Genomic DNA, 21,057 nt, shown 5'->3' on the forward strand with positions numbered 1-21,057 from the left:
AACATTGTAGATTCGTTCGACTGGCCGCTCCCGATGAGGAACACCTGATGCCCAACCGTCTCCCCGTTACCGTGCTCTCCGGCTTTCTCGGTGCCGGAAAAAGCACCCTGCTGAACTACGTTTTGCGCAACCGCGACAACCTTAGGGTGGCGGTGATCGTCAATGACATGAGTGAAATCAACATCGACGGCAGTGAGGTTCAGCGTGATGTCAGCCTGAATCGTGCCGAAGAAAAACTGGTCGAGATGAGTAACGGCTGCATCTGTTGCACGCTGCGCGAAGACCTGCTCGAAGAGGTTGGCAAGCTGGCCCGGGATGGCCGCTTTGATTACTTGCTGATCGAGTCCACCGGCATTTCCGAGCCGCTGCCGGTGGCGGAAACCTTCACCTTTCGTGATGACCAGGGTCAAAGCCTGGCCGATATCGCACGACTCGACACCATGGTCACTGTGGTCGATGGCATGAACTTCCTGGTCGACTACCAGGCGGCCGAAAGCCTGGCCTCGCGCGGGGAAACCCTAGGTGACGAGGATGAGCGTTCGATCACCGATTTGCTGATCGAACAGATCGAATTCGCCGACGTGCTGCTGATCAGCAAGATCGATCTGATCAGCAGCGCCGACCGGGAGGAGTTGATGGCGATCCTCGAACGCCTCAACTCACAGGCGCAGATTATCCCGATGGTGATGGGCGAGGTGCCGCTGAACAAGATCCTCAACACGGGCCGCTTCGACTTTGAACGGGCCGCTCAGGCACCAGGCTGGTTGACGGAACTGCGCGGCGAACATGTGCCGGAAACCACCGAATACGGCATCGCCTCAATGGCATACCGGGCACGCCGGCCTTTTCACCCCCAGCGATTTTTCAGTTTCATCAACCGCCCTTGGGTGAACGGAAAACTGCTGCGCTCCAAGGGTTTTTTCTGGCTGGCCAGCAAACACCAGGACGCCGGTAGCTGGTCCCAGGCCGGTGGTTTGATGCGTCACGGGTTCGCCGGCCGCTGGTGGCGGTTTGTGCCGAAAACCCAGTGGCCACAGGATCAGGAGAGCACCGCAGCGATCATGGCGAACTGGACGGTTGCCACCGGAGATTGCCGTCAGGAACTGGTGTTCATCGGTCAGAATGTCGATTTCCCCCGGCTCACTGCAGACCTTGATGAGTGCCTGCTCAGCGATGACGAAATGGCGCTGGGCGTTGAGGGGTGGCGGCTGATGGCCGACCCGTTCGGTCCCTGGTTCGACGAGGAGGCCGCGTGATGCTGGCGTCGATGGCCGAGGCATACCCGATGATCCGTCAGGTCGCGGGCCAATCCCCTGAGGTCTTGGCGCAAATACTCGAAGACGGTACCAACCTTGCCCTTTGGCAGCGCCGGTTGCCGGTCCATATCGCTGATTTCGGCGCACTGGTGGTGTCCCGGAACCCACCGCTGGCCGAGTCGCTGGTGGTGGAGTTGGCGACGGACGAGGAGGAACCTGACCTGCGCAGTCTGGCGGCCTGCTTCAGTGATCTTGAGGGCTACACAGGCTTTATCGCCGATGTCTCATGGCTGATCAGCGCGTTTGCCTGTTTGCTCGGGGCCCGGCGCATCGGGGTGCGTGTGCGGGTGCTGGATAAAGCCATGTGCCCGCGCTTCCACGTCGATCACGTGCCGGTTCGACTGATCACCACATACGCCGGCATCGGCAGCCAGTGGCTCAAGGAGGACATGATGAGTCGCAAGCAACTGGGGCACGCCCAGGCCGAGCCCGAGGATTACCAGCAAATGCTGTGTGGCGAAGTGGCGGTGCTCAAGGGCGAGAAGTGGCAGGGCAATGAAGGTCTTGGGCTGATCCACCGGTCGCCGCAACCGGCTCCCGGTGAGCGCCGCTTGATCCTGACGCTCGACTGGCTCGCCTGAGCCAGGGTGTGAGCGAGGACTTGATAGTGAATCGCCAGGGGCTCAGGCATATTGGTGTCATTCTCTTGTGACGTTCCCTCTGCTGTGAAAACGCCAACCATGCTGCAGAACATTTCCACTCATGTCATTGCCGGTCCCTTGGGGGCTGGCAAGACCAGCCTGATCAAGCACCTGCTGGCACAGCGACCGGAAACAGAGCGCTGGGCGGTGCTGATCAATGAGTTCGGCCAGATTGGACTCGATGCCGCGCTGTTGAGCACGGGCGCCGACGGTATCGCCTTGGGTGAAGTGGCCGGCGGCTGCTTGTGTTGTGTCAACGGTGCGCCGTTCCAGATCGGCCTTGGGCGGTTGTTGCGTCAGTCACGGCCGGATCGCTTGTTTATCGAACCCTCCGGGCTGGGGCACCCGGCGCAGTTGCTCAGGCAGTTGAGCCAAGCGCCGTGGCAGGGTGTACTGGCGGTCCAGCCATGCATCCTGGTGCTCGATGCCCAGGCGCTGGCCGCTGGCAAGCCATTGCCACCCTCGCAGCAGGACGCACTGCCGAGCGTTGGATTGTTGCTGTTGAACAAGGCGGAGTCGCTCAGCCAGGGCGATCGCCAACGGATTGTCGACCAGTTGCCGCAGCGCCCGATGCTGTGGACGCAGCAGGGGCAGTTGGCGTTGAGTGAGCTGCCGGGTGTGGGGAGCCGGGCGACTACCAGTGTGGATAACATCCCTGTACCCAACGGCCTGGGGCAGATGCCGGCGGTCTGGACGGATCCGGCACAGCCGATTTGCCTGAGTCAGCAGCAGGACGGTGGCTGGAGCATCGGCTGGCGCTGGCATCCGGGGCAGACGTTCGATCTCGAACGGGTCCAGGCATGCCTGCAGGCATTGAATTGGCGTCGGGCCAAGCTGGTTATCCACAGCGACGAGGGCTGGGTTTCTGCCAATGAACTGGATAACGCGGCACTGCTGTGGAAGCCCAGTGAATGGCGTCAGGATTCGCGGCTCGAGTTGATTTTCGAGGCCCCGCAGGACGTCAACGACCTGCAGGAGAGCTTGGCCAGCTGTCGGGTGAGCCCCGAGTAAGGCTGTGCAGGCGTCAGTCACGCCACTTGTTGTGGTCCTGGCGCCACTGGCTCAGCTCGATGACCTCGGCACGGATGGGTGGCTCCGGTTTTTCTTCGAACGGAACCGGGTAGGGCGCCAGTTCGATTTGCGCGCTATGGGCACCGAACTGGGTGATGGTGCCGCAATGGCGGGTTTCACCCGTTACGGTGAACTCAAAGTTGTACACCCGGGCCAGGCGTCGTCGCCCATTGGCATCCTTGACCAAACCAATCTTTTTCAACGCAACATTGCCATCGAGCAATTCGATGTCGAGTTTGCTGCAATGCCGCTTGACCCGTTCCAGGGCCCGCTCACGCAAGCCGTGGTTGTGCCACAGCCACGCGGCACCGGTCGCCAGCAGCATCAGCACGAAGATATTTCCTAGGGTCAGCATCAACAGAACTCCACTAATTAGCGTCAGCTTAACTGCGACATTGGTCTGTCGTACAGGCTGCGTTTAGTCGCATACTGCGCGGCTCGAATTTCAATCGGTTTACGGAAATCCCGCATGAAACGTACACCTCATCTGCTCGCCATCCAGTCCCATGTGGTTTTTGGCCACGCCGGCAATAGCGCCGCGGTATTCCCGATGCAGCGGGTCGGGGTGAATGTCTGGCCGCTCAACACGGTGCAGTTCTCCAACCACACCCAGTATGGCCAGTGGACCGGTGAAATACTGGCGCCACAGCAGATTCCAGAACTGGTGGAAGGGATTGCCGCCATTGGTGAGCTGGGCAACTGCGATGGGGTATTGTCGGGCTACCTGGGCAGCGCGGCACAAGGGCGGGCGATCCTCAGCGGTGTGGCGCGGATCAAGGCCATCAACCCCCATGCGTTGTACCTGTGCGATCCGGTGATGGGGCATGCGGAGAAGGGCTGTATCGTGCCCGCCGAGGTCAGCGACTTCCTGTTGGATGAAGCGGCCGCCGTGGCGGATTTCATGTGCCCGAACCAGCTTGAGCTGGACAGCTTTTCCGGGCGTAAACCACAGTCGTTGTTCGATTGCCTGGCGATGGCGCGTGCACTGCTGGCCCATGGCCCGAAGGCGGTGCTGGTCAAGCATCTGGACTACCCTGGCAAGTTGCCGGACAGCTTCGAGATGTTGCTGGTGTCGGCCGAAGGCAGTTGGCACCTGCGCCGCCCGTTGTTGGCGTTTCCGAGGCAGCCGGTGGGCGTGGGTGACCTGACGTCGGGTCTGTTCCTGGCTCGTGTGCTGCTGGGCGATAGCCTGGTCGCCGCATTTGAGTTCGCGGCCTCCGCGGTGCATGAAGTGCTGCTGGAAACCCAGGCCTGCGCCAGCTACGAGCTGGAGCTGGTGCGGGCCCAGGACCGCATTGCCCACCCTCGGGTGAAGTTCGAGGCGACAGCGATCAGCCTTTAACGGCGCCCCTGGGGAAACCCGCTTCCCTAGGATTTCTATGATGTACACCTGTGTACATCACAGAAATCCACAGTCGGAGCGGGTTTTCCCGCGAAGACTGCCTGAAGAGCGACGTTATTCTGAAGATGCGGCTAAAGCGTCGGCTTTTATTTCTCGATAACGCAGTTCCATCTCTTGTCGTATCTGGCGGCGCTGCCTGCCCTGGACAAACCGGCGTTTGTCTTCACTGTTTTGCGGTTGCAGGGGCGGCACTTGCGCGGGTTTGCGCTGATCGTCGACCGCCACCATGGTGAAGAAACAGCTGTTGGTGTGGCGTACCGAGCGTTCGCGGATGTTTTCGGTCACCACTTTGATGCCCACCTCCATCGAGGTATTGCCGGTGTAGTTGACCGATGCCAGAAAGGTCACCAGTTCACCGACATGGATAGGCTCGCGGAAGATCACCTGATCCACCGACAGGGTCACCACGTAACGGCCGGCATAGCGGCTGGCACAGGCATAAGCGACTTCATCGAGGTATTTGAGCAGGGTGCCACCGTGGACATTGCCAGAGAAGTTGGCCATGTCGGGGGTCATCAATACCGTCATCGACAGTTGGGCGGTTCCGGGTTCCATAGCACACTCACGGTTCTAGGCAGGGATTACGGGAGCGCCTCTACGGGCACTTGAACAGTTTTCAAACCATCCTTAACGGGACGCCGCGCCAGTGCTGGCCGTCACGCCCAAATCCATCTGTTTCCATATATTGCACCGCCTTTTTGCCAGAAGTCGCGGTGTTACGCTGCAAAAGCCCGCTCAAAGGGCCTTTTCTCGCGATCCGGTCATCACGAAACGGCTTTAGTAGCCCGTCATCAAGGAGCCTTCGCCATGCATGCCGTCAGTTTCATTCAGGATTTGGCAGTGATCATGTTGGTGGCGGGCGTGGTGACCGTGCTGTTTCATCGGCTCAAACAACCGGTGGTCCTGGGCTATATCGTCGCGGGTTTCATCATCGGTCCGCACACTCCGCCGTTCGGGTTCATTCACGACGAAGACACCATCAAGACCCTGGCCGAGCTCGGGGTGATTTTCCTGATGTTTTGCCTCGGCCTGGAGTTCAGTCTGCGCAAGCTGTTCAAGGTCGGCGCGACCGCGTTCATTGCAGCGTTCCTGGAAATCGTGCTGATGATCTGGATCGGTTACGAAATCGGCCGCTGGTTCGACTGGAGCACCATGGATTCGCTGTTCCTCGGCGCGATTCTGGCGATTTCCTCGACCACCATCATCGTCAAGGCGCTGAATGACCTGAAGATGAAAAACCAGCGCTTTGCCCAGCTGATTTTTGGTGTGCTGATCGTCGAGGACATACTCGGCATCGGCATCATTGCCTTGTTATCGAGCATCGCGGTCAGTGGCACCGTGAGTTCGGGCGAGGTGTTTTCCACCGTCGGCAAGCTCTCGTTGTTCATGGTCGTGGCCTTGGTGATCGGGATTCTGCTGGTGCCGCGCCTGCTGGCTTACGTGGCCAGGTTCGATAGCAATGAAATGCTACTGATTACCGTACTGGGCCTGTGCTTTGGTTTCTGCCTGCTGGTGGTCAAGCTCGAATACAGCATGGTGCTCGGTGCGTTCCTGATTGGCGCGATCATGGCCGAGTCCCGGCAGTTGCTGAAAATCGAACGGCTGATCGAGCCGGTTCGCGACCTGTTCAGTGCGATCTTCTTTGTTGCCATCGGCCTCATGCTCGACCCGGTCATCCTCCTGCAATATGCCTGGCCGATTGCGGTGATCACCGTGGCGGTTGTGCTCGGCAAGATACTGTCCTGTGGCCTTGGGGCCTTTATCGCCGGTAATGACGGACGCACTTCACTGCGGGTCGGCATGGGCCTGTCACAAATTGGCGAGTTCTCGTTCATCATCGCGGCGCTGGGCATGACCCTGCAGGTGACCAGTCACTTTCTCTACCCGGTGGCCGTTGCCGTTTCGGTGATCACTACGTTGATGACGCCCTACCTGATTCGAGCGGCCGACCCGTTGTCGATCAGGCTCGCAGCCGTCATACCGCAGCGTCTGGGCCGTGTGCTGGGGATGTATGGCGAATGGTTGCGCAGTATCCAGCCCCAGGGCGAGGGTGCGCTGCTGGCATCGATGATCCGGCGGATTCTGTTGCAGGTGGGGGTCAATCTGGCGCTGGTGGTGGCGATCTTTTTGTCAGGGGCCTTTTTCGCCGAGCGTATGTCCGCTTACCTGCAAGACTGGATCAGCGATCCGAGCTGGCAGAAAGCGTTGATCTGGGGGGGCGCGTTGCTGTTGTCGCTGCCGTTCCTGATTGCGGCATACCGCAAGCTCAAGGCGCTCTCGATGATGCTGGCGGAAATGGGGGTGAAGCCGGAGATGGCCGGCCGCCACACTCAGCGAGTGCGTCGGGTGATCGCCGAAGTGATCCCGATTCTCTCGCTGCTGGTGATCTTCCTGCTGCTGGCAGCCTTGTCGGCCAGTATTTTGCCGACCAACAAGTTGCTGGTGCTGGTTGCTGTCGTGGCAGCTGCGGTGGCCGCGTTGCTGTGGCGTTGGTTCATCCGTGTGCACACACGGATGCAGATCGCCCTGCTGGAAACCCTGGACAACCACAAGGATTCGTCCGGGCATTGATCAAGCAGGGCGTCCGGCCAATCAGCTCTCCAGCCAGACGTCCCGCGCCCAGTGCCACACCGATTCCCAGGTTTCTTCGGCGAGCAGTTCTTCTTCGGCCAGCCACAGCACTACGGTGCCGTCTTCTTCGACGCAGTAGTAGTTGTCGCCATCCTGGCAGATCGGGATCAGGCTGCGCTCCACGCCCGCGTCCCAGGCGTTGGCGGCAACGTCCGGCAGGTAGGTGTGGGATTGCGGGTCGGTGACGGTCACCGGCTCCAGGCTGCCGTAAACCACGTCACTGACCGTCAGCAGGAATTCTCTGAAGACAAACGGGATGTCGATGAACAGTTGTTCTTCGATTTCCACCAGCAGGTCTTCGTCAGGCAACTCCAAGGGCACCGGTACCGGTTCGTTGGCTTCACGCAGTTGTTCGATGATTTCTTCCACGTCCGGGATCCTCTTGCTCATTGGCGCGGTTTGGTTGGGCCGGTTTATACAGTAGCTTGCTATAGATGCAACCGCGAAATAGAAAACCCCAGCCGAGGCTGGGGTTTTATGTGCTGCAGGCAACCGCGGGAGCGGTATTAGCCGTTCTGGCGGATACCGGCCACCAGCCAAGGCTGGTTCTCGCCTTGCGGACGTTCCATGTTCCAGCTTTCGCTGAACACTTCGCCCTGGTCGAAACGCGAGGTTTTCGACACGCCGCTGAATGTCAGGGTGGCGATGGTCTTGTCGGCACGATCATCCACGCCGTCCAGCTGAACGGTGAGGTTGTCGATGTAGGTCGACTGGAAGCCGTCACCCAGGTCGGCACGTTCTCGCTTGAGGAACTCCAGCAATTGCGGGGTCACGAACTCGCTGATCTTGTCCATTTCGTTGGCGTCCCAGTGCTGTTGCAGGGACTGGAAGTGGCTGCGCGCCGCTTCAATGAAGCGCTCTTCGTTGAACCAGGCCGGAGCATTGATCACCGGACGAGCGGCAGCGGGGGCTGCTGAGCCACCGAAGATCGACCCCATGGATGGCTTCTGTTCGAAAGCTTCACGCTGCATTGGCGCGTGGCCGGCAGGGGCCATGTGCGCTTGTTGCTTGCGGCGACGAGCGGCGATGAAACGGAAGATAACGAAGGCCAGGACGGCCATGATCAGGATGTCGAGGATCTGCATGCCCTCGAAGCCACCGCCCATGAACATGGAGGCCAGCAGGCCACCTGCCGCGATACCGGCCAGAGGGCCGAGCCAGCGCGAAGCACCACCGGCCTTGGCGGCAGCGCCAGCGGCACCGGCGGCGCCGGCAGTCGCGGCGGCGCCGCCCATGCCAGGAGAAGAAGGGGCCATTTGGCTAGTCTGGTGCGTCGGCGCAGCGCCGGAGCTTTTGCCGCCACCAAAGCGCTTGGCGTTGGCGTCCAGGCTCATCGTCAGGCCGATGCACAACGCCATGGCGATGCTAAGAAAACGTTTCATAAAGGGAATTCCCATTTGTGGATGGCACGCGCGCCATGTTGCACAGGTGAAGTGTTACTGGCTAGCGGCAGAGTGTTTCGGGCTTTTGCCTGACAGGCTGTATTCAGCTCGATCGGCACAAGACGGGTATGTACTTTTGTCCATAGGACAATTGGATTGGCTCAGCGGGAAAGTCGCTTGGCGTCGTAACACCAACAGGATCACGCCTGTCGTGATCAGGCCGATTGCACCCCATTGGCGCAGGTCGAGCTTCTCGCCCAGCAGGATCACGCCCAGTACCGCCACCAGCACGACGCTGAGCTTGTCCACCGGGGCTACCAGCGCGGCGGGTCCGAGTTTCAGCGCCCGGAAGTAGCATATCCACGAAGCACCGGTTGCCAGCCCGGACAGCAGGAGAAACAGGTAACTTTTGGTGGATATCGATCCCAGGGACTGATATTGGCCCGTGGCGTACAAAATCAAGGCCAGGCTGACCAGGACCACCACGGTGCGCAGTAGTGTCGCGAAGTCGGAGTTGACGTTCTCGATGCCTACTTTGGCGAAAATCGCGGTCAGGGCGGCAAACACCGCCGATAACAGAGCCCAGAATGTCCAGGAAGAAAAGAAGCCCGAGCCCATGTCTTGTGCCTTCTACTGGGGTTGACCGTTCCCGGCCAGAGCGCGGGAACGATCAGCCATGCAGGACTAGACCGCTTCCAGCTTGGCGTAGCCGAGCATCAGCCATTTGCTGCCTTCGCTGAAGTTCACTTGCACTCGGGCCTGCGCGCCGGCGCCTTCAAAGTTGAGAATAACCCCTTCGCCGAAGACCGCATGCTGGACTTGCTGGCCGAGGCTGAACGCGGTTTCCGGAATTTCCGTACCCGCGAACAGGCTGCTCGAATTCTGCTTCTGGCCACCGCCAAACGGACGGCTGACGCTGTTGGACAGCCGCACTTCCTGGATCAGGCCCTTCGGCACTTCGCGGACGAAGCGCGACACCTTGTTGTAGGTCTCGCTGCCGTACAAGCGTCGGGTCTCAGCGTAGGTCATCACCAGATTTTGCATGGCACGGGTGATGCCCACGTAGGCCAGGCGACGCTCTTCTTCAAGACGGCCGGGCTCTTCCAGGCTCATCTTGTGCGGGAACAGGCCTTCTTCCATGCCCACCAGGAACACATAAGGGAACTCCAGGCCCTTGGCGCTGTGCAAGGTCATCAGTTGGATGCTGTCTTCATGCTCGTCGGCCTGGGTGTCGCCGGCCTCCAGTGAGGCGTGGCCGAGGAAGGCGACCAATGGCGTCAGGTCTTCGTCTTCTTCGGCGCTTTCAAAGTTGCGCGCCGCGCTGACCAGTTCCTCAAGGTTATCTACCCGTGCCTGGCCTTTCTCGCCTTTTTCCGCTTCGTGGTAGGCAATCAGGCCGGACTGCTCAATGACCGTTTGGGTCATCAGGTGCAGGGGCATCTCGGTGGTCTTGGCCGCCAGGTTCTCGATCAACTCGATGAACGCGCCCAAGGCACCGGCCGCGCGACCGGTGAGGCCTTTGTTGGCGATCAGTTGGCGCATGGCTTCCCACATCGACACATCGCTGTGGCGGGCGTGGTCACGGATGGCCTCGACGGTTTTTTCGCCAATGCCACGGGCCGGAACGTTGATCACCCGCTCCAGTGCCGCATCATTGCCGCGCCCTTCGAGCAAGCGCAGGTAGGCCATGGCGTTCTTGATCTCCGCCCGCTCGAAGAAGCGTTGGCCACCATAGATACGGTACGGAATGCGCTCGCGCAGCAGCGCTTCTTCCAAAACTCGTGATTGGGCGTTGGAGCGGTACAAAATCGCGATATCGCTGCGGGCTATGCCGGTTTTCAGCGCGCTTTCGATGGTTTCCACCACGTAGCGTGCTTCGTCATGTTCGTTGAACGCGGCGTAGAGATTGATGGCCTCGCCTTCGCCACCATCGGTCCATAGCTCTTTGCCCAGGCGTCCGGTGTTATTGGCAATCAAGGCGTTGGCGGCCTTGAGAATCCCGGCGGTGGAGCGGTAGTTCTGTTCCAGGCGGATGACTTCCGCGTCCGGGAAGTCGGCCGAATACTGATGAATGTTCTCGATTTTCGCGCCGCGCCAGCCGTAGATCGACTGGTCGTCGTCACCCACTACCATCAGGCTGTCGCCGCCTTTGGCCAGCAGTCGCAACCAGGCGTACTGCACGGCGTTGGTGTCCTGGAACTCGTCGACCAGAACGTGGCGGAAGCGCTTTTGATAATGCGCCAACAGGCCTGGGTGGTCGCGCCACAGGTCGAGGGCGCGCAGCAGCAGTTCGGAGAAGTCGATGACGCCCGCGCGCAGGCACGCGGCCTCGTAGGCCTCGTAGATGCTGCGCATGGTGGCCAGGTACAGATCGCCGCTGGCTTGAATGTGTTGTGGGCGCAGACCTTCGTCTTTCTGCCCGTTGATGAACCACTGGGCCTGACGGGCCGGCCAGCGTTGCTCGTCCAGTCCCAGTTCGCGGATCACCCGTTTGACCAGGCGTTGCTGGTCGTCGCTGTCGAGGATCTGGAAGGTCTGGCTCAGGCCGGCTTCCTGCCAGTGTGCCCGCAACAGGCGGTGCGCCAGGCCGTGGAAAGTGCCGACCCACATGCCGGCCGGGTTGATACCCATCAACTGCTCGATGCGGTGACGCATCTCGGCAGCGGCCTTGTTGGTGAAGGTCACCGACAGGATCGAGTGTGGCGAGGCGTTTTCGACCTGGATCAACCAGGCGATACGGTGCACCAGCACACGGGTTTTACCGGAACCAGCACCGGCCAGGACCAACTGACGACCCACGGAGGCAGCTACGGCCTGACGTTGGGCATCGTTGAGGGAGTTCAGCAGAAGGGAGAGATCATCGCGCATCAGCGCATTCTAGGGTGCTGCGTCACACCGGGCAAACCGAGCGTTGCATTAACCGATGAAAGATACGCCAAGGGCGACCGGCCGGTCACTCGTCAGCAGCCCTGACAGGCCGTGGCTCTGGGGTTTCGAGCGGTTTCGCAAGCCCATTGGTTTCGTCGATTTTGTGCGTTGGATCAGTTTGGTCCGGGGCATAGCTTGTGTATGCTCCGTCGACGTTTCGGGCCTGCACGCCCACCCTCATAAAAACAAGAATATTGCCTATGACCCTCAGCTCCAGTCTGCCGGGGCCCATTGTGGAACCGCAGGTTATCCGCAAGCAGTACGCCATGGAGATGGCGGTCGAACGCACACGTCTGCTGTATCAGGGCTCGTTGCTGCCCACGTTGTTCATGTTGATCAATGGGCTGGTCTGCGCCGGATTGCTCTGGAGTCCGCAGCGCTATTGGCTGGTGAGCGTCTGGCTGGTGTGGTTGCTGGCGCTGGTGGCGTTGCGGGTGATTCAGGTTGCCGCATTCGATTCGGCGATACCCGGTCGCCAGGCGCAACCCATCTGGCACCGCATGTTTTTGCTGGGCTCGGCCGTGAGCGGCCTGACCCTGGCTGCCGCCGGTATCGCCCTGGTGCCCACCGACAGTTTCTTGCAACAAGCCTGGGTATTCGGCCTGATTGGCGCCGCCACACTGTCGGCCAGCGTCGCCTATGCGGTCAGCCTCCCGGCTTTCCTGTCCTTTACCTTGCCATGTCTGTTACCCGCCATTGGCTATCTGTTCTGGGGCGGTGATGAGCGGCAGCAGGGCTGGGGCTGGCTCGGGCTCATTCTGTTGGGCTCCCTGAGCGTGGTGGCCTGGCAGGTCAACCGGTTGATCCAGCGTGGCATGATGCGGCGCTTCCAGAATCAGGCGCTGATCGAGCATCTGCAGCAGGCGCAAAGTCGCAGTGAACGGCTTAATCAGGCGCTGGCGCGGGAAGTCGAGCAGCGCCGCCAGGCCGAAGAAGAGCTGCGGGAGGCCCAGGTCGGTCTTGAAAACCGCGTGGCTCAACGCAGCCTTGATCTGGATGCCGCCAATCAGGCCTTGAGCAAGAGCGAGGCGCGGCTGGCGCTGGCGTTGAAGGCCAGTGAGCTGGGGCTCTGGGACTGGAACCTGCAGACCGACGAAGTGCATCACACCCAGCTCAAGGAACTGTTCGGGCTGGAGCCGGAATTCATCACGGCCATGCTCCGGCACCTGAAACCGCGTCTGCACCCCAAGGACCTGCCCGCGCTACGACGGGCGCTGGTGGAACATTTGAAGGGGCGCACCGAGGATTATCAGATCGAATACCGTGTGCGTCATGGTGATGGCCACTGGGTGTGGATCGAAGACCGTGGGCGAGCCGTGGAGCGCAGCGCCAGCGGGCGGGTCCTGCGAATGGTCGGCACTCGGCGCGACATCAGCGCCAGCAAGGACCTGGAAGAGCAACGGCAATTGGCGGCGACGGTGTTTGAGGCGGCCAGTGAAGGGATCGTGATTTTTGACCCCGATTACGCGCTGATCGCGGTCAATCAGGCGTTCAGCCGGGTGACCGGCTATCAGATCGAGGACCTGCTGGGGCGCAATGTGGTCGAGTTGCCGTGCAGCCGCGATGCGCGCCGGCACTACCCGATCATTCATCAGGCACTGGAAGCCCAGGGTACCTGGCAGGGCGAGTTGGTGGAGGCGCGCAAGAACGGCGAGCTCTATCCACAATGGCTACAGCTGAACGTGGTGCGCGATTCTCGAGGAAACGTCAGTCATATCGTGGGCTTCTTCGCTGATCTGTCTGCCCGCCGCGAATCCGAAGAGCGGATGCGCAACCTGACCCACTACGACGAGTTGACGGGGCTCGCCAATCGCGCCTTGTTCCGCGAGCGGCTCCATGAAGCTCACCAACGGGTCAGGCGGGGTGGGCGCAGCCTGGCATTGCTGCACATCAATCTGGACCGTTTCAAATTGCTCAACGACAGCTTGGGCCATGACGTGGCTGACCAGTTGTTGCAGAAAATGGCGCGACGCCTGGTCAACGCATTGCCGGAAGCGAACACCATCGCGCGTCTGTCGGGCGATGAGTTTGCGGTGCTGTTTGATGCCTACGGCAACCTGTCGAGCCTGGCGCGCGTGGCGACCCGGTTGTCGACCAAGCTGCGCTTGCCACTGACCGTCGAAGGTCATGAACTGGTGGTTAGTGCATCAATGGGTATCAGCCTGCTGCCGGACAACGCCCGGGAGATCTCGGTGCTGATTAACCAATCGAACATGGCCATGCAGCATGCCAAGCACCTGGGCGGGAACAATTTTCAGTTTTACACCGACAGCCTGCAGACCAGCACGTTTGAGCGCCTGCAGTTGGAAAATCAGCTGCGCAAGGCCATCGAAGAGCATCAGTTGAAGGTGTTCTACCAACCCAAGCGCTGTCTCGCCACTGGCCGGCTGAATGCCGCCGAGGCGCTGGTGCGCTGGGACCATCCGACCATGGGCTGGGTGCTACCGGGAGCGTTCATTGGCCTGGCGGAAGAAACAGGCCTGATCGGGCCGATTGGCGAGTTCGTGCTGCGCCAGGCCTGCTGGCAGGCGTGCGAGTGGCAACGCCAGGGACTGGAACCGATTCGAGTCTCGGTCAATCTGTCGGTGCACCAGTTGCGGCGGGGTACGCTGGTCAGCCTGGTGCGTCAGGTGCTGGAAGAAACCGGCCTGGCGCCGCACTACCTGGAATTGGAACTGACGGAAAGCCAGTTGCTCGACAGCGTCGAACACATCATCGCCACCTTTGAGCAACTGCGTGACCTGGGGGTGAAGCTGGCCATCGATGACTTTGGCACCGGTTACTCGTCGCTGAGTTACCTCAAGCGCATTCCCGTGGACTACGTGAAGATTGATCAGGCATTTATCCGCGGGCTGGGCGAGGGCGGTGCCGACGCGGCGATCACCCGGGCGATCATTGCCATGGCTCATGGATTGTCGCTCAAGGTGGTGGCCGAAGGCGTTGAGCACGAGGAGCAGTTGGCGTTTCTCAAGGCCGAGCGGTGTGATGAGGTGCAAGGCTACCTGATCAGCCGGCCGGTGGAGGCCGACAGATTTGCCGGCCTGCTGCGCGACCAGGATGCTGGGCCCTAGAGCTGGAGTTCGGTGCAATGGCTGCCGGATCGTCAAGCGATCCGACAGCAGGAAAGGCAGAGTGCGTGCTTAATGGGTTTCCACGACTTCATCAATCTGCTGCAGCAGTTTGCATTCGTGGTAGATGCTGACTCCGGTGGCATCCGCATGGGTCGTATTGGTGAAGGTAACGACTTTGTCTGTCACCACCTGCGCAAAAATGCCATCGGCGCTCTCAAGTGTCAGCTCCAGCCATAGATCACATGCCTTGGCGCCGTCGGTCTTATCGATATGTTTCACTGAAATCAGTCGCAGCCTAGGAGTAATGCCCGGGTGGGCAACACTGACGGTGGCATTGACTCGAAAGGAAGGGGTGGCGCCCGGCATCAGGTCCCTGTGGGCTGTCCAGTCACGTGTTGTAATGCTCATGGTTGTTGACTCCTGTCATCAATAGTTGGTGTCCTGCACGCTCAATATCCGCGTGGTGGGCGAGAGAAGCGCGATACATAAGTAATGCGTTTGTAAGGCGCTGTGTTTGAGGAGGGAGGGACCGGACTGTTGATAGGGTCAGTCATTGTCGGTGGGGTGGGTGGTTGACTGCATTGGAGGTTTTTTGACCGCCAAGGGCTTGAGTGGTGGCTTTGAGTGCTACATCAGGCGCGCAGGGCGCAGGGTGGGGACATGGAGTTACGCATTGGGCAGGCAAAAAGCGGATTCTTGTAGTATAACTACAAGCTTGCTACATCTCCGGCGCCAGCCCATAACAATGAGTCCTGCCCTTTGAACCTGTTGCAACATATCGCCCAGTCTCGCCACCTGTTACGCAAATCGGAACTCAAGGTTGCCGACCACGTGCTGCTTGACCCTGCGGCAGTGATGCACAGCTCCATGGCCGATCTTGCCCACAGCGTTGGTATCAGCGAACCGACCATCGTGCGCTTTTGTCGCGCCATCGGCTGTTCGGGTTTCCAGGACTTGAAGCTGAAGCTGGCGCAAAGCCTGGCGGCGGGTGCGAGCTTCGGCCAGTTCGCGATCCATGAAGACGACTCGGTCGCCGACTACAGCCTGAAAATCTTCGACACCACCCTGCACACCCTGATGGAGGTTCGCGAGAAGCTCGATCCGGTGGAGTTGCAGCGGGCGGTGACGCTCATGTCGCAGGCTCAGCGCGTCGAGTTCTATGGTTTTGGCGCCTCTGGTGCCGTGGCTGCGGATGCCCAGCATAAATTCTTTCGGTTGCTGCTGACGGCAGCGGCCTATTCCGACCCGCACATGCAGGCGATGTCGGCGGTCACGCTCAAACCCTCCGACGTGGCGATCTGCATCTCCCAGTCCGGGCGTTCCAAGGACCTGTTGATCACTGCCAACCTGGTGCGCGAAAGCGGCGCGTCGTTGATCACCTTGTGCCCGAGCCAGACCCCCTTGGCCGAACTGTCGACCGTCAACCTGGCGATCGATGTGCATGAAGACACCGAAATCTATACACCGCTGACCTCGCGTATCGCGCACCTGGTGGTGATCGATGTCTTGGCCATGGGCGTGGCCATGGCGCGTGGCCCGAGCCTGGTGAACCACCTCAAGAGCGTCAAGCGCAGCCTTCGCAGCCTGCGCCTGTCGCCCAAGTCGGTGAAAGCGCTGGACGATTGACCTTGCCGTGCAGCTTTTGTGGCGAGGGGTCTTGCCCCTGTCGGCCAGTCCGCGCTCGGGCGCAGCAGTCGCAACCCCGGCTGACACGACCCTCCTGAGTCACCGCGTCGCATGATTTTGGGGCCGCTTCGCTGCCCAATGGGGGCAAGCTTCCTCGCCACAGGTTCGGTGTCACCCTGTGGATTTCATCAGTCTGTAACCCGCCCGCCGCCAAACCGTCATCCCCCGCGCCTATCTTGAAACTCCCGTACTCGCCTTGGGAGACTCGAAATGGCCCAGCCCTACGAAGAACGCAACAGCGCCGTCAAAACCCGTCGTCAGCAGGAAGACCAGCGCCGCATGGAGTTTCGCCGTGCGATCGAAGATCGCTGCGAACGCCGGCAGCTTCTGGCCGAGATCGGCGATTTTCCCGACAGTGGTGAGCTCAATTACTGGCAGGCAACACCGGCAGCTTCGCGTCGAAGCGCTCAACCAGCGCGCTGATCTGCACGCGTTCGCTGCGGATAAACCCCAGGAACGCATGCGCGACCGGTGACAGGCGCTTGGCTTTGGCCTGCACCAGGCACCAGCTGCGAAACAGCGGCAGCTCTTCGACCGGCAGCTCCTTGAGTCCGCCGGTCGCCAACTCAAGGTTCAGGGCGTGGCGCGTCAACAGGGCCACGCCCAGACCCGCCACCACGCATTCGCGCTGGGCTTCGGCTGACGAGACTTCCTGGGTCTGGTTGAAGTGCACGCGCTTCTCTTTGAAGTACTCCTCGCACGCCAGGCGTGTTCCGGAGCCGGGTTCGCGCAGCAGCAGGGTGTAGGGCTCAAGGTCCTGCAGGCGCAGTGGTCCCATGTGGCACAGTGGATGATCCGGTGGCGCCACGGCGACGATCGGATTGTTGAGGAACGGCAAGAACTCCAGCCCCATGTCCTGGGGCACCATGGACATGATCACCAGATCGTCACGATTATCGGACAGGCGCCGGATCACCTGCCCACGGTTGACCACCGTCAGCTGCAGGTTCACTTCCGGGTGTTGGCGCTTGAATGCGGCAAACAAGTGCGGTACGAAATACTTGGCGCTGGATTCCACCGCCAGTTTCAGCTGGCCTTGCAAGGAACCTTGCATGTCGGAGAGCTGCATATCGAGGTTTTCCAGGCGCCCGAAAATGTCTCGACTGGCGCGCTGTAACGCTTCAGCGGCCTCGGTCATGTAGAGCTTTTTGCCGACGTAATCGAACAAAGGTTGACCAATCAGCTCTTCCAGCTGACGCATCTGTAGGCTAACAGCCGGTTGTGTGAGCGACATTTCGTCGGCTGCACGGCTGTAAGAACGCAAATCACAGACTTCATTGAAGATCTGAAATTGACGTAATGTCATACGCATCAAGGACTTACGCATTTTATGCTGACTCTGGCCGGAGGCTGGTGGTTCAACTATAAGTCTTTGCTTATGCCTGACCCAATTATTATTGATTTTTGTTAATCCCTTGAGCGGGATAGTGTGACTGTGCGACTGGCTTGAAGCATTTAGTCACGCGCCGACCCAGTCTAGGGGTCGTGGGTAGCAACCGGCTCAAGGGAAACTCCAAGTGATAACAAAGATCCTGATCGCCAACCGTGGTGAAATTGCCGTACGAATCGTACGTGCCTGCGCCGAGATGGGCATTCGTTCGGTCGCGATCTATTCCGACGCCGATCGCCATGCGTTGCACGTCAAGCGCGCCGATGAGGCCCACAGCATTGGTGCCGAGCCACTGGCCGGCTACCTGAACCCGCGCAAGCTGGTGAACCTGGCCGTGGAAACCGGTTGCGATGCGTTGCACCCAGGCTATGGCTTTCTGTCGGAAAACGCCGAGCTGGCCGATATCTGCGCCGAGCGCGGTATCAAGTTCATTGGCCCGTCGGCCGAAGTCATCCGCCGCATGGGCGACAAGACCGAAGCCCGTCGCAGCATGATCAAGGCCGGCGTGCCGGTCACGCCGGGCACCGAAGGCAACGTCGCGGGCATCGAAGAAGCCCTGGTCGAAGGCGATCGCATCGGCTATCCGGTGATGCTCAAGGCTACCTCCGGTGGCGGCGGCCGTGGCATTCGTCGCTGCAACAGCCGTGAAGAACTGGAACAGGCATTCCCGCGGGTGATTTCCGAAGCCACCAAGGCCTTTGGTTCGGCGGAAGTCTTCCTGGAAAAATGCATCGTCAACCCCAAGCACATCGAAGCGCAGATCCTCGGCGACAGCTTCGGCAACGTGGTGCACCTGTTCGAGCGTGACTGCTCGATCCAGCGTCGTAACCAGAAGCTGATTGAGATCGCGCCAAGCCCGCAACTGACCCCTGAACAGCGCGCCTACATCGGCGACCTGTCGGTGCGCGCGGCCAAGGCCGTGGGTTACGAGAACGCCGGTACCGTGGAGTTCCTGCTCGCCGAGGGCGAGGTGTACTTCATGGAGATGAACACCCGGGTGCAGGTGGAACACACCATCACCGAAGAAATCACCGGCATCGACATTGTCCGTGAGCAGATCCGCATCGCATCCGGCCTGCCCCTGTCGGTCAAGCAGGAAGACATCCAGCATCGCGGTTTCGCGCTGCAGTTCCGGATCAACGCCGAAGACCCGAAAAACAACTTCCTGCCCAGCTTCGGCAAGATTACCCGTTACTACGCGCCCGGCGGTCCCGGCGTGCGCACCGACACGGCGATCTATACCGGCTACACCATTCCACCGTTCTACGACTCCATGTGCCTTAAGCTTGTGGTGTGGGCGCTGACGTGGGAAGAGGCGATGGACCGTGGTTTGCGAGCCCTGGACGACATGCGTCTGCAAGGGGTCAAGACCACGGCCGCGTACTACCAGGAAATCCTGCGTAACCCGGAATTCCGTAGCGGCCAGTTCAATACCAGCTTCGTTGAAAGCCACCCTGAGCTGACCAACTACTCGATCAAGCGCAAACCCGAAGAGCTGGCCCTGGCCATCGCCGCCGCCATCGCCGCCCACGCAGGCCTGTGAGGAATATTCCAATGTCCAAGAAAATTCATGTAACTGACACTATCCTGCGCGACGCTCACCAATCGCTGCTCGCGACCCGCATGCGCACTGACGACATGTTGCCGATCTGCGACAAGCTCGACAAGGTCGGCTACTGGTCGCTGGAGTGCTGGGGTGGCGCGACGTTCGACGCCTGCGTGCGCTTCCTCAAGGAAGACCCGTGGGAGCGTCTGCGCAAACTGCGCGCGGCGCTGCCTAATACTCGCCTGCAAATGCTCCTGCGCGGCCAGAACCTGCTGGGCTACCGCCACTACAGCGACGACGTGGTCAAAGCCTTCGTCGCCAAGGCTGCGGTCAACGGCATCGACGTGTTCCGCATCTTCGACGCCATGAACGACGTGCGTAACCTGCGGGTGGCCATTGAAGCGGTAAAAGCCGCCGGCAAGCACGCCCAAGGCACCATTGCCTACACCACCAGCCCGGTGCACACCATCGACGCGTTCGTGGCCCAGGCCAAGCAAATGGAAGCCATGGGTTGCGACTCGGTGGCGATCAAGGACATGGCCGGCCTGCTGACGCCGTACGCCACTGGCGAGCTGGTCAAGGCGCTGAAAGCCGAGCAATCGCTGCCGGTCTTCATCCACAGTCACGACACCGCCGGCCTGGCTGCAATGTGCCAGCTCAAGGCCATCGAAAACGGTGCCGACCACATCGACACCGCGATCTCCAGCTTTGCCTGGGGCACCAGCCACCCGGGTACCGAATCGATGGTTGCCGCCCTCAAGGGCAGCGAGTTCGATACCGGTCTGAACCTGGAACTGCTGCAAGAGATCGGCCTGTACTTCTACGCCGTGCGCAAGAAGTACCACCAGTTCGAAAGCGAATTCACGGCGGTCGACACCCGTGTCCAAGTCAATCAGGTGCCGGGCGGGATGATTTCCAATCTGGCCAACCAGTTGAAAGAGCAGGGCGCCCTGAACCGCATGAGCGAAGTGCTCGCGGAAATCCCGCGGGTTCGCGAAGACCTTGGCTACCCACCGCTGGTGACCCCGACCTCGCAGATCGTCGGCACCCAGGCGTTCTTCAACGTGCTGGCCGGCGAGCGCTACAAGACCATCACCAACGAAGTGAAGCTGTACCTGCAGGGCGGCTACGGCAAGGCGCCGGGTACCGTCGATGAAAAACTGCGCCGCCAGGCCATCGGCAGCGAAGAAGTGATCGACGTGCGTCCTGCTGACCTGCTCAAGCCGGAAATGACCAAGCTGCGCGGTGAAATCGGCGCGTTGGCCAAATCCGAAGAAGACGTACTGACCTATGCGATGTTCCCGGACATCGGGCGCAAGTTCCTCGAAGAGCGCGAAGCCGGCACCCTGACCCCCGAAGTGCTGCTGCCGATTCCTGAAGCCGGCGGCGTTGCCTCGGCCGGTGGCGAAGGTGTACCGACCGAGTTCGTCATTGACGTGCACGGCGAAACCTACCGGGTCGACATCACGGGTGTCGGCGTCAAGGCTGAAGGCAAGCGTCACTTCTACCTGTCCATCGACGGCATGCCGGAAGAAGTGGTGTTCGAACCGCTCAACGAATTTGTCGGCGGTGGCAGCAGCAAACGCAAGCAGGCCAGCGCGCCGGGCCATGTCAGCACCACCATGCCGGGCAACATCGTCGATGTGCTGGTCAAGGAGGGTGACACCGTGAAAGCCGGCCAGGCCGTGCTGATCACCGAAGCGATGAAGATGGAAACCGAAGTTCAATCGGCCATCGCCGGCAAGGTCACCGCCATTCACGTGGCCAAGGGCGACCGGGTCAACCCGGGCGAGATCCTGATCGAGATCGAAGGCTGATACAACGCCTTCATCTGCAACGTTTTACCTCGGGGGGGCATGTGCTCCCCTTTTTTTTGGTTCTTCACGGATTACCGGGAAAGACGCTCTTGATCTTCATGAAAAAGAATTCGCTATCCCGGTAACCGTACGCCACCCGCTTGATGACCTTTATTCGATTGTTGATACCTTCCAAC

Annotated in this window: 18 protein-coding genes and 1 pseudogene; 10 read left to right on the plus strand and 9 right to left on the minus strand. The window is 60.4% G+C overall.

Features of this window, described 5'->3' with window-relative positions; genetic code table 11:
- Positions 1–47: 47 nt before the first annotated feature.
- The 3 genes from zigA to CKW29_RS16745 all read left to right on the plus strand — a co-directional run bounded on the left by zigA (position 48) and on the right by CKW29_RS16745 (position 2,968).
- Positions 48–1,256, plus strand: a complete 1,209-nt coding sequence (gene zigA / locus CKW29_RS16735) for a zinc metallochaperone GTPase ZigA (RefSeq protein WP_095148843.1) — start codon at positions 48–50, stop codon at positions 1,254–1,256.
- Complete coding sequence (locus tag CKW29_RS16740) at positions 1,256–1,897, plus strand: DUF1826 domain-containing protein (RefSeq protein ID WP_095148844.1); 642 nt, start codon at positions 1,256–1,258, stop codon at positions 1,895–1,897. The genes zigA and CKW29_RS16740 overlap by 1 nt, the downstream gene beginning before the upstream one ends.
- Before the next feature lie 99 nt (positions 1,898–1,996).
- A complete protein-coding gene (locus tag CKW29_RS16745) occupies positions 1,997–2,968 on the plus strand; it encodes a GTP-binding protein (protein WP_095148845.1) in 972 nt (323 codons plus the stop codon).
- Positions 2,969–2,981: 13 nt separating this feature from the next.
- On the opposite strand, the gene CKW29_RS16750 is transcribed toward CKW29_RS16745, so the two are convergent.
- Entirely contained in the window at positions 2,982–3,383 is a 402-nt protein-coding gene (locus CKW29_RS16750) for a DUF3301 domain-containing protein (protein WP_095081163.1), read from the minus strand.
- A gap of 114 nt (positions 3,384–3,497) precedes the next feature.
- Here CKW29_RS16750 and pdxY point away from each other — a divergent pair, with 114 nt between their 5' ends.
- Positions 3,498–4,370, plus strand: a complete 873-nt coding sequence (gene pdxY, locus CKW29_RS16755; RefSeq protein WP_095148846.1) for a pyridoxal kinase PdxY — start codon at positions 3,498–3,500, stop codon at positions 4,368–4,370.
- A 114-nt stretch (positions 4,371–4,484) separates the two neighbouring features.
- Here pdxY and CKW29_RS16760 read toward each other — a convergent pair whose 3' ends face one another.
- Positions 4,485–4,985, minus strand: coding sequence for an acyl-CoA thioesterase (locus tag CKW29_RS16760; RefSeq protein ID WP_095146261.1), 501 nt, complete (start codon positions 4,983–4,985; stop codon positions 4,485–4,487).
- 252 nt (positions 4,986–5,237) lie between these two features.
- Here CKW29_RS16760 and CKW29_RS16765 point away from each other — a divergent pair, with 252 nt between their 5' ends.
- Positions 5,238–7,001 carry a cation:proton antiporter gene (locus CKW29_RS16765; protein ID WP_095148847.1) on the plus strand — a complete coding sequence of 588 codons (1,764 nt, stop codon included), beginning with the start codon at positions 5,238–5,240 and terminating at the stop codon, positions 6,999–7,001.
- 21 nt (positions 7,002–7,022) lie between these two features.
- Here CKW29_RS16765 and CKW29_RS16770 read toward each other — a convergent pair whose 3' ends face one another.
- The 4 genes and pseudogenes from CKW29_RS16770 to uvrD form a co-directional block, all read right to left on the minus strand.
- On the minus strand, positions 7,023–7,430 hold the full coding sequence (locus tag CKW29_RS16770; RefSeq protein ID WP_095081169.1) for an SMI1/KNR4 family protein: 408 nt from the start codon (positions 7,428–7,430) through the stop codon (positions 7,023–7,025).
- 137 nt (positions 7,431–7,567) lie between these two features.
- Complete coding sequence (locus tag CKW29_RS16775) at positions 7,568–8,443, minus strand: Tim44 domain-containing protein (RefSeq protein ID WP_095146263.1); 876 nt, start codon at positions 8,441–8,443, stop codon at positions 7,568–7,570.
- A 180-nt stretch (positions 8,444–8,623) separates the two neighbouring features.
- Positions 8,624–9,061: pseudogene (locus tag CKW29_RS16780) on the minus strand (EamA family transporter); the annotation flags it as partial.
- A gap of 66 nt (positions 9,062–9,127) precedes the next feature.
- Positions 9,128–11,311 carry a DNA helicase II gene (gene uvrD / locus CKW29_RS16785; RefSeq protein WP_095148848.1) on the minus strand — a complete coding sequence of 728 codons (2,184 nt, stop codon included), beginning with the start codon at positions 11,309–11,311 and terminating at the stop codon, positions 9,128–9,130.
- Positions 11,312–11,571: 260 nt separating this feature from the next.
- Between uvrD and CKW29_RS16790 the strand changes: the two genes are divergently transcribed.
- A complete protein-coding gene (locus CKW29_RS16790; RefSeq protein WP_095148849.1) occupies positions 11,572–14,442 on the plus strand; it encodes a GGDEF domain-containing phosphodiesterase in 2,871 nt (956 codons plus the stop codon).
- 69 nt (positions 14,443–14,511) lie between these two features.
- Here the strand turns inward: CKW29_RS16790 and CKW29_RS16795 are convergent, their stop codons facing one another.
- The gene (locus tag CKW29_RS16795) at positions 14,512–14,850 is read right to left on the minus strand and encodes a hypothetical protein (RefSeq protein WP_095146266.1); all 339 of its coding nucleotides are present in this window, start codon (positions 14,848–14,850) and stop codon (positions 14,512–14,514) included.
- A gap of 351 nt (positions 14,851–15,201) precedes the next feature.
- Here CKW29_RS16795 and hexR point away from each other — a divergent pair, with 351 nt between their 5' ends.
- Positions 15,202–16,068 carry a transcriptional regulator HexR gene (gene hexR / locus CKW29_RS16800; protein ID WP_025131545.1) on the plus strand — a complete coding sequence of 289 codons (867 nt, stop codon included), beginning with the start codon at positions 15,202–15,204 and terminating at the stop codon, positions 16,066–16,068.
- Between the two features lie 270 nt (positions 16,069–16,338).
- Positions 16,339–16,551: a PA3496 family putative envelope integrity protein gene (locus CKW29_RS16805; RefSeq protein WP_095146267.1), complete on the plus strand. Its 213-nt coding sequence runs from the start codon at positions 16,339–16,341 to the stop codon at positions 16,549–16,551.
- Here CKW29_RS16805 and CKW29_RS16810 read toward each other — a convergent pair.
- Positions 16,493–17,455: a LysR family transcriptional regulator gene (locus CKW29_RS16810; RefSeq protein WP_095148850.1), complete on the minus strand. Its 963-nt coding sequence runs from the start codon at positions 17,453–17,455 to the stop codon at positions 16,493–16,495. The genes CKW29_RS16805 and CKW29_RS16810 overlap by 59 nt on opposite strands.
- 190 nt (positions 17,456–17,645) lie before the next feature.
- Here CKW29_RS16810 and CKW29_RS16815 point away from each other — a divergent pair, with 190 nt between their 5' ends.
- Both CKW29_RS16815 and oadA read left to right on the plus strand, forming a co-directional pair.
- Positions 17,646–19,061, plus strand: a complete 1,416-nt coding sequence (locus CKW29_RS16815; protein ID WP_095146269.1) for an acetyl-CoA carboxylase biotin carboxylase subunit — start codon at positions 17,646–17,648, stop codon at positions 19,059–19,061.
- Positions 19,062–19,072: 11 nt separating this feature from the next.
- A complete protein-coding gene (gene oadA / locus CKW29_RS16820; protein WP_095148851.1) occupies positions 19,073–20,881 on the plus strand; it encodes a sodium-extruding oxaloacetate decarboxylase subunit alpha in 1,809 nt (602 codons plus the stop codon).
- A 64-nt stretch (positions 20,882–20,945) separates the two neighbouring features.
- Here oadA and CKW29_RS16825 read toward each other — a convergent pair.
- Positions 20,946–21,057 (minus strand): transposase (locus CKW29_RS16825; protein WP_143496878.1); only part of this gene is annotated, 112 nt, incomplete at its 5' end.

The organism is Pseudomonas sp. Irchel s3a18, from assembly GCF_900187535.1.
In the GTDB taxonomy this organism is placed as follows: domain Bacteria; phylum Pseudomonadota; class Gammaproteobacteria; order Pseudomonadales; family Pseudomonadaceae; genus Aquipseudomonas.

What these genes read in the sequence shown, in the direction of transcription:
- CKW29_RS16745 (WP_095148845.1), top strand. Translation starts at nt 1,997, where the DNA reads ATGCTGCAGAACATTTCCACTCATGTCATTGCCGGTCCCTTGGGGGCT.
- uvrD (WP_095148848.1), bottom strand. Translation starts at nt 11,311, where the DNA reads ATGCGCGATGATCTCTCCCTTCTGCTGAACTCCCTCAACGATGCCCAA.
- CKW29_RS16765 (WP_095148847.1), top strand. Translation starts at nt 5,238, where the DNA reads ATGCATGCCGTCAGTTTCATTCAGGATTTGGCAGTGATCATGTTGGTG.
- CKW29_RS16790 (WP_095148849.1), top strand. Translation starts at nt 11,572, where the DNA reads ATGACCCTCAGCTCCAGTCTGCCGGGGCCCATTGTGGAACCGCAGGTT.
- CKW29_RS16750 (WP_095081163.1), bottom strand. Translation starts at nt 3,383, where the DNA reads ATGCTGACCCTAGGAAATATCTTCGTGCTGATGCTGCTGGCGACCGGT.
- CKW29_RS16805 (WP_095146267.1), top strand. Translation starts at nt 16,339, where the DNA reads ATGGCCCAGCCCTACGAAGAACGCAACAGCGCCGTCAAAACCCGTCGT.
- CKW29_RS16775 (WP_095146263.1), bottom strand. Translation starts at nt 8,443, where the DNA reads ATGAAACGTTTTCTTAGCATCGCCATGGCGTTGTGCATCGGCCTGACG.
- pdxY (WP_095148846.1), top strand. Translation starts at nt 3,498, where the DNA reads ATGAAACGTACACCTCATCTGCTCGCCATCCAGTCCCATGTGGTTTTT.
- zigA (WP_095148843.1), top strand. Translation starts at nt 48, where the DNA reads ATGCCCAACCGTCTCCCCGTTACCGTGCTCTCCGGCTTTCTCGGTGCC.
- CKW29_RS16810 (WP_095148850.1), bottom strand. Translation starts at nt 17,455, where the DNA reads ATGCGTAAGTCCTTGATGCGTATGACATTACGTCAATTTCAGATCTTC.
- CKW29_RS16760 (WP_095146261.1), bottom strand. Translation starts at nt 4,985, where the DNA reads ATGGAACCCGGAACCGCCCAACTGTCGATGACGGTATTGATGACCCCC.
- CKW29_RS16740 (WP_095148844.1), top strand. Translation starts at nt 1,256, where the DNA reads ATGCTGGCGTCGATGGCCGAGGCATACCCGATGATCCGTCAGGTCGCG.
- oadA (WP_095148851.1), top strand. Translation starts at nt 19,073, where the DNA reads ATGTCCAAGAAAATTCATGTAACTGACACTATCCTGCGCGACGCTCAC.
- CKW29_RS16795 (WP_095146266.1), bottom strand. Translation starts at nt 14,850, where the DNA reads ATGAGCATTACAACACGTGACTGGACAGCCCACAGGGACCTGATGCCG.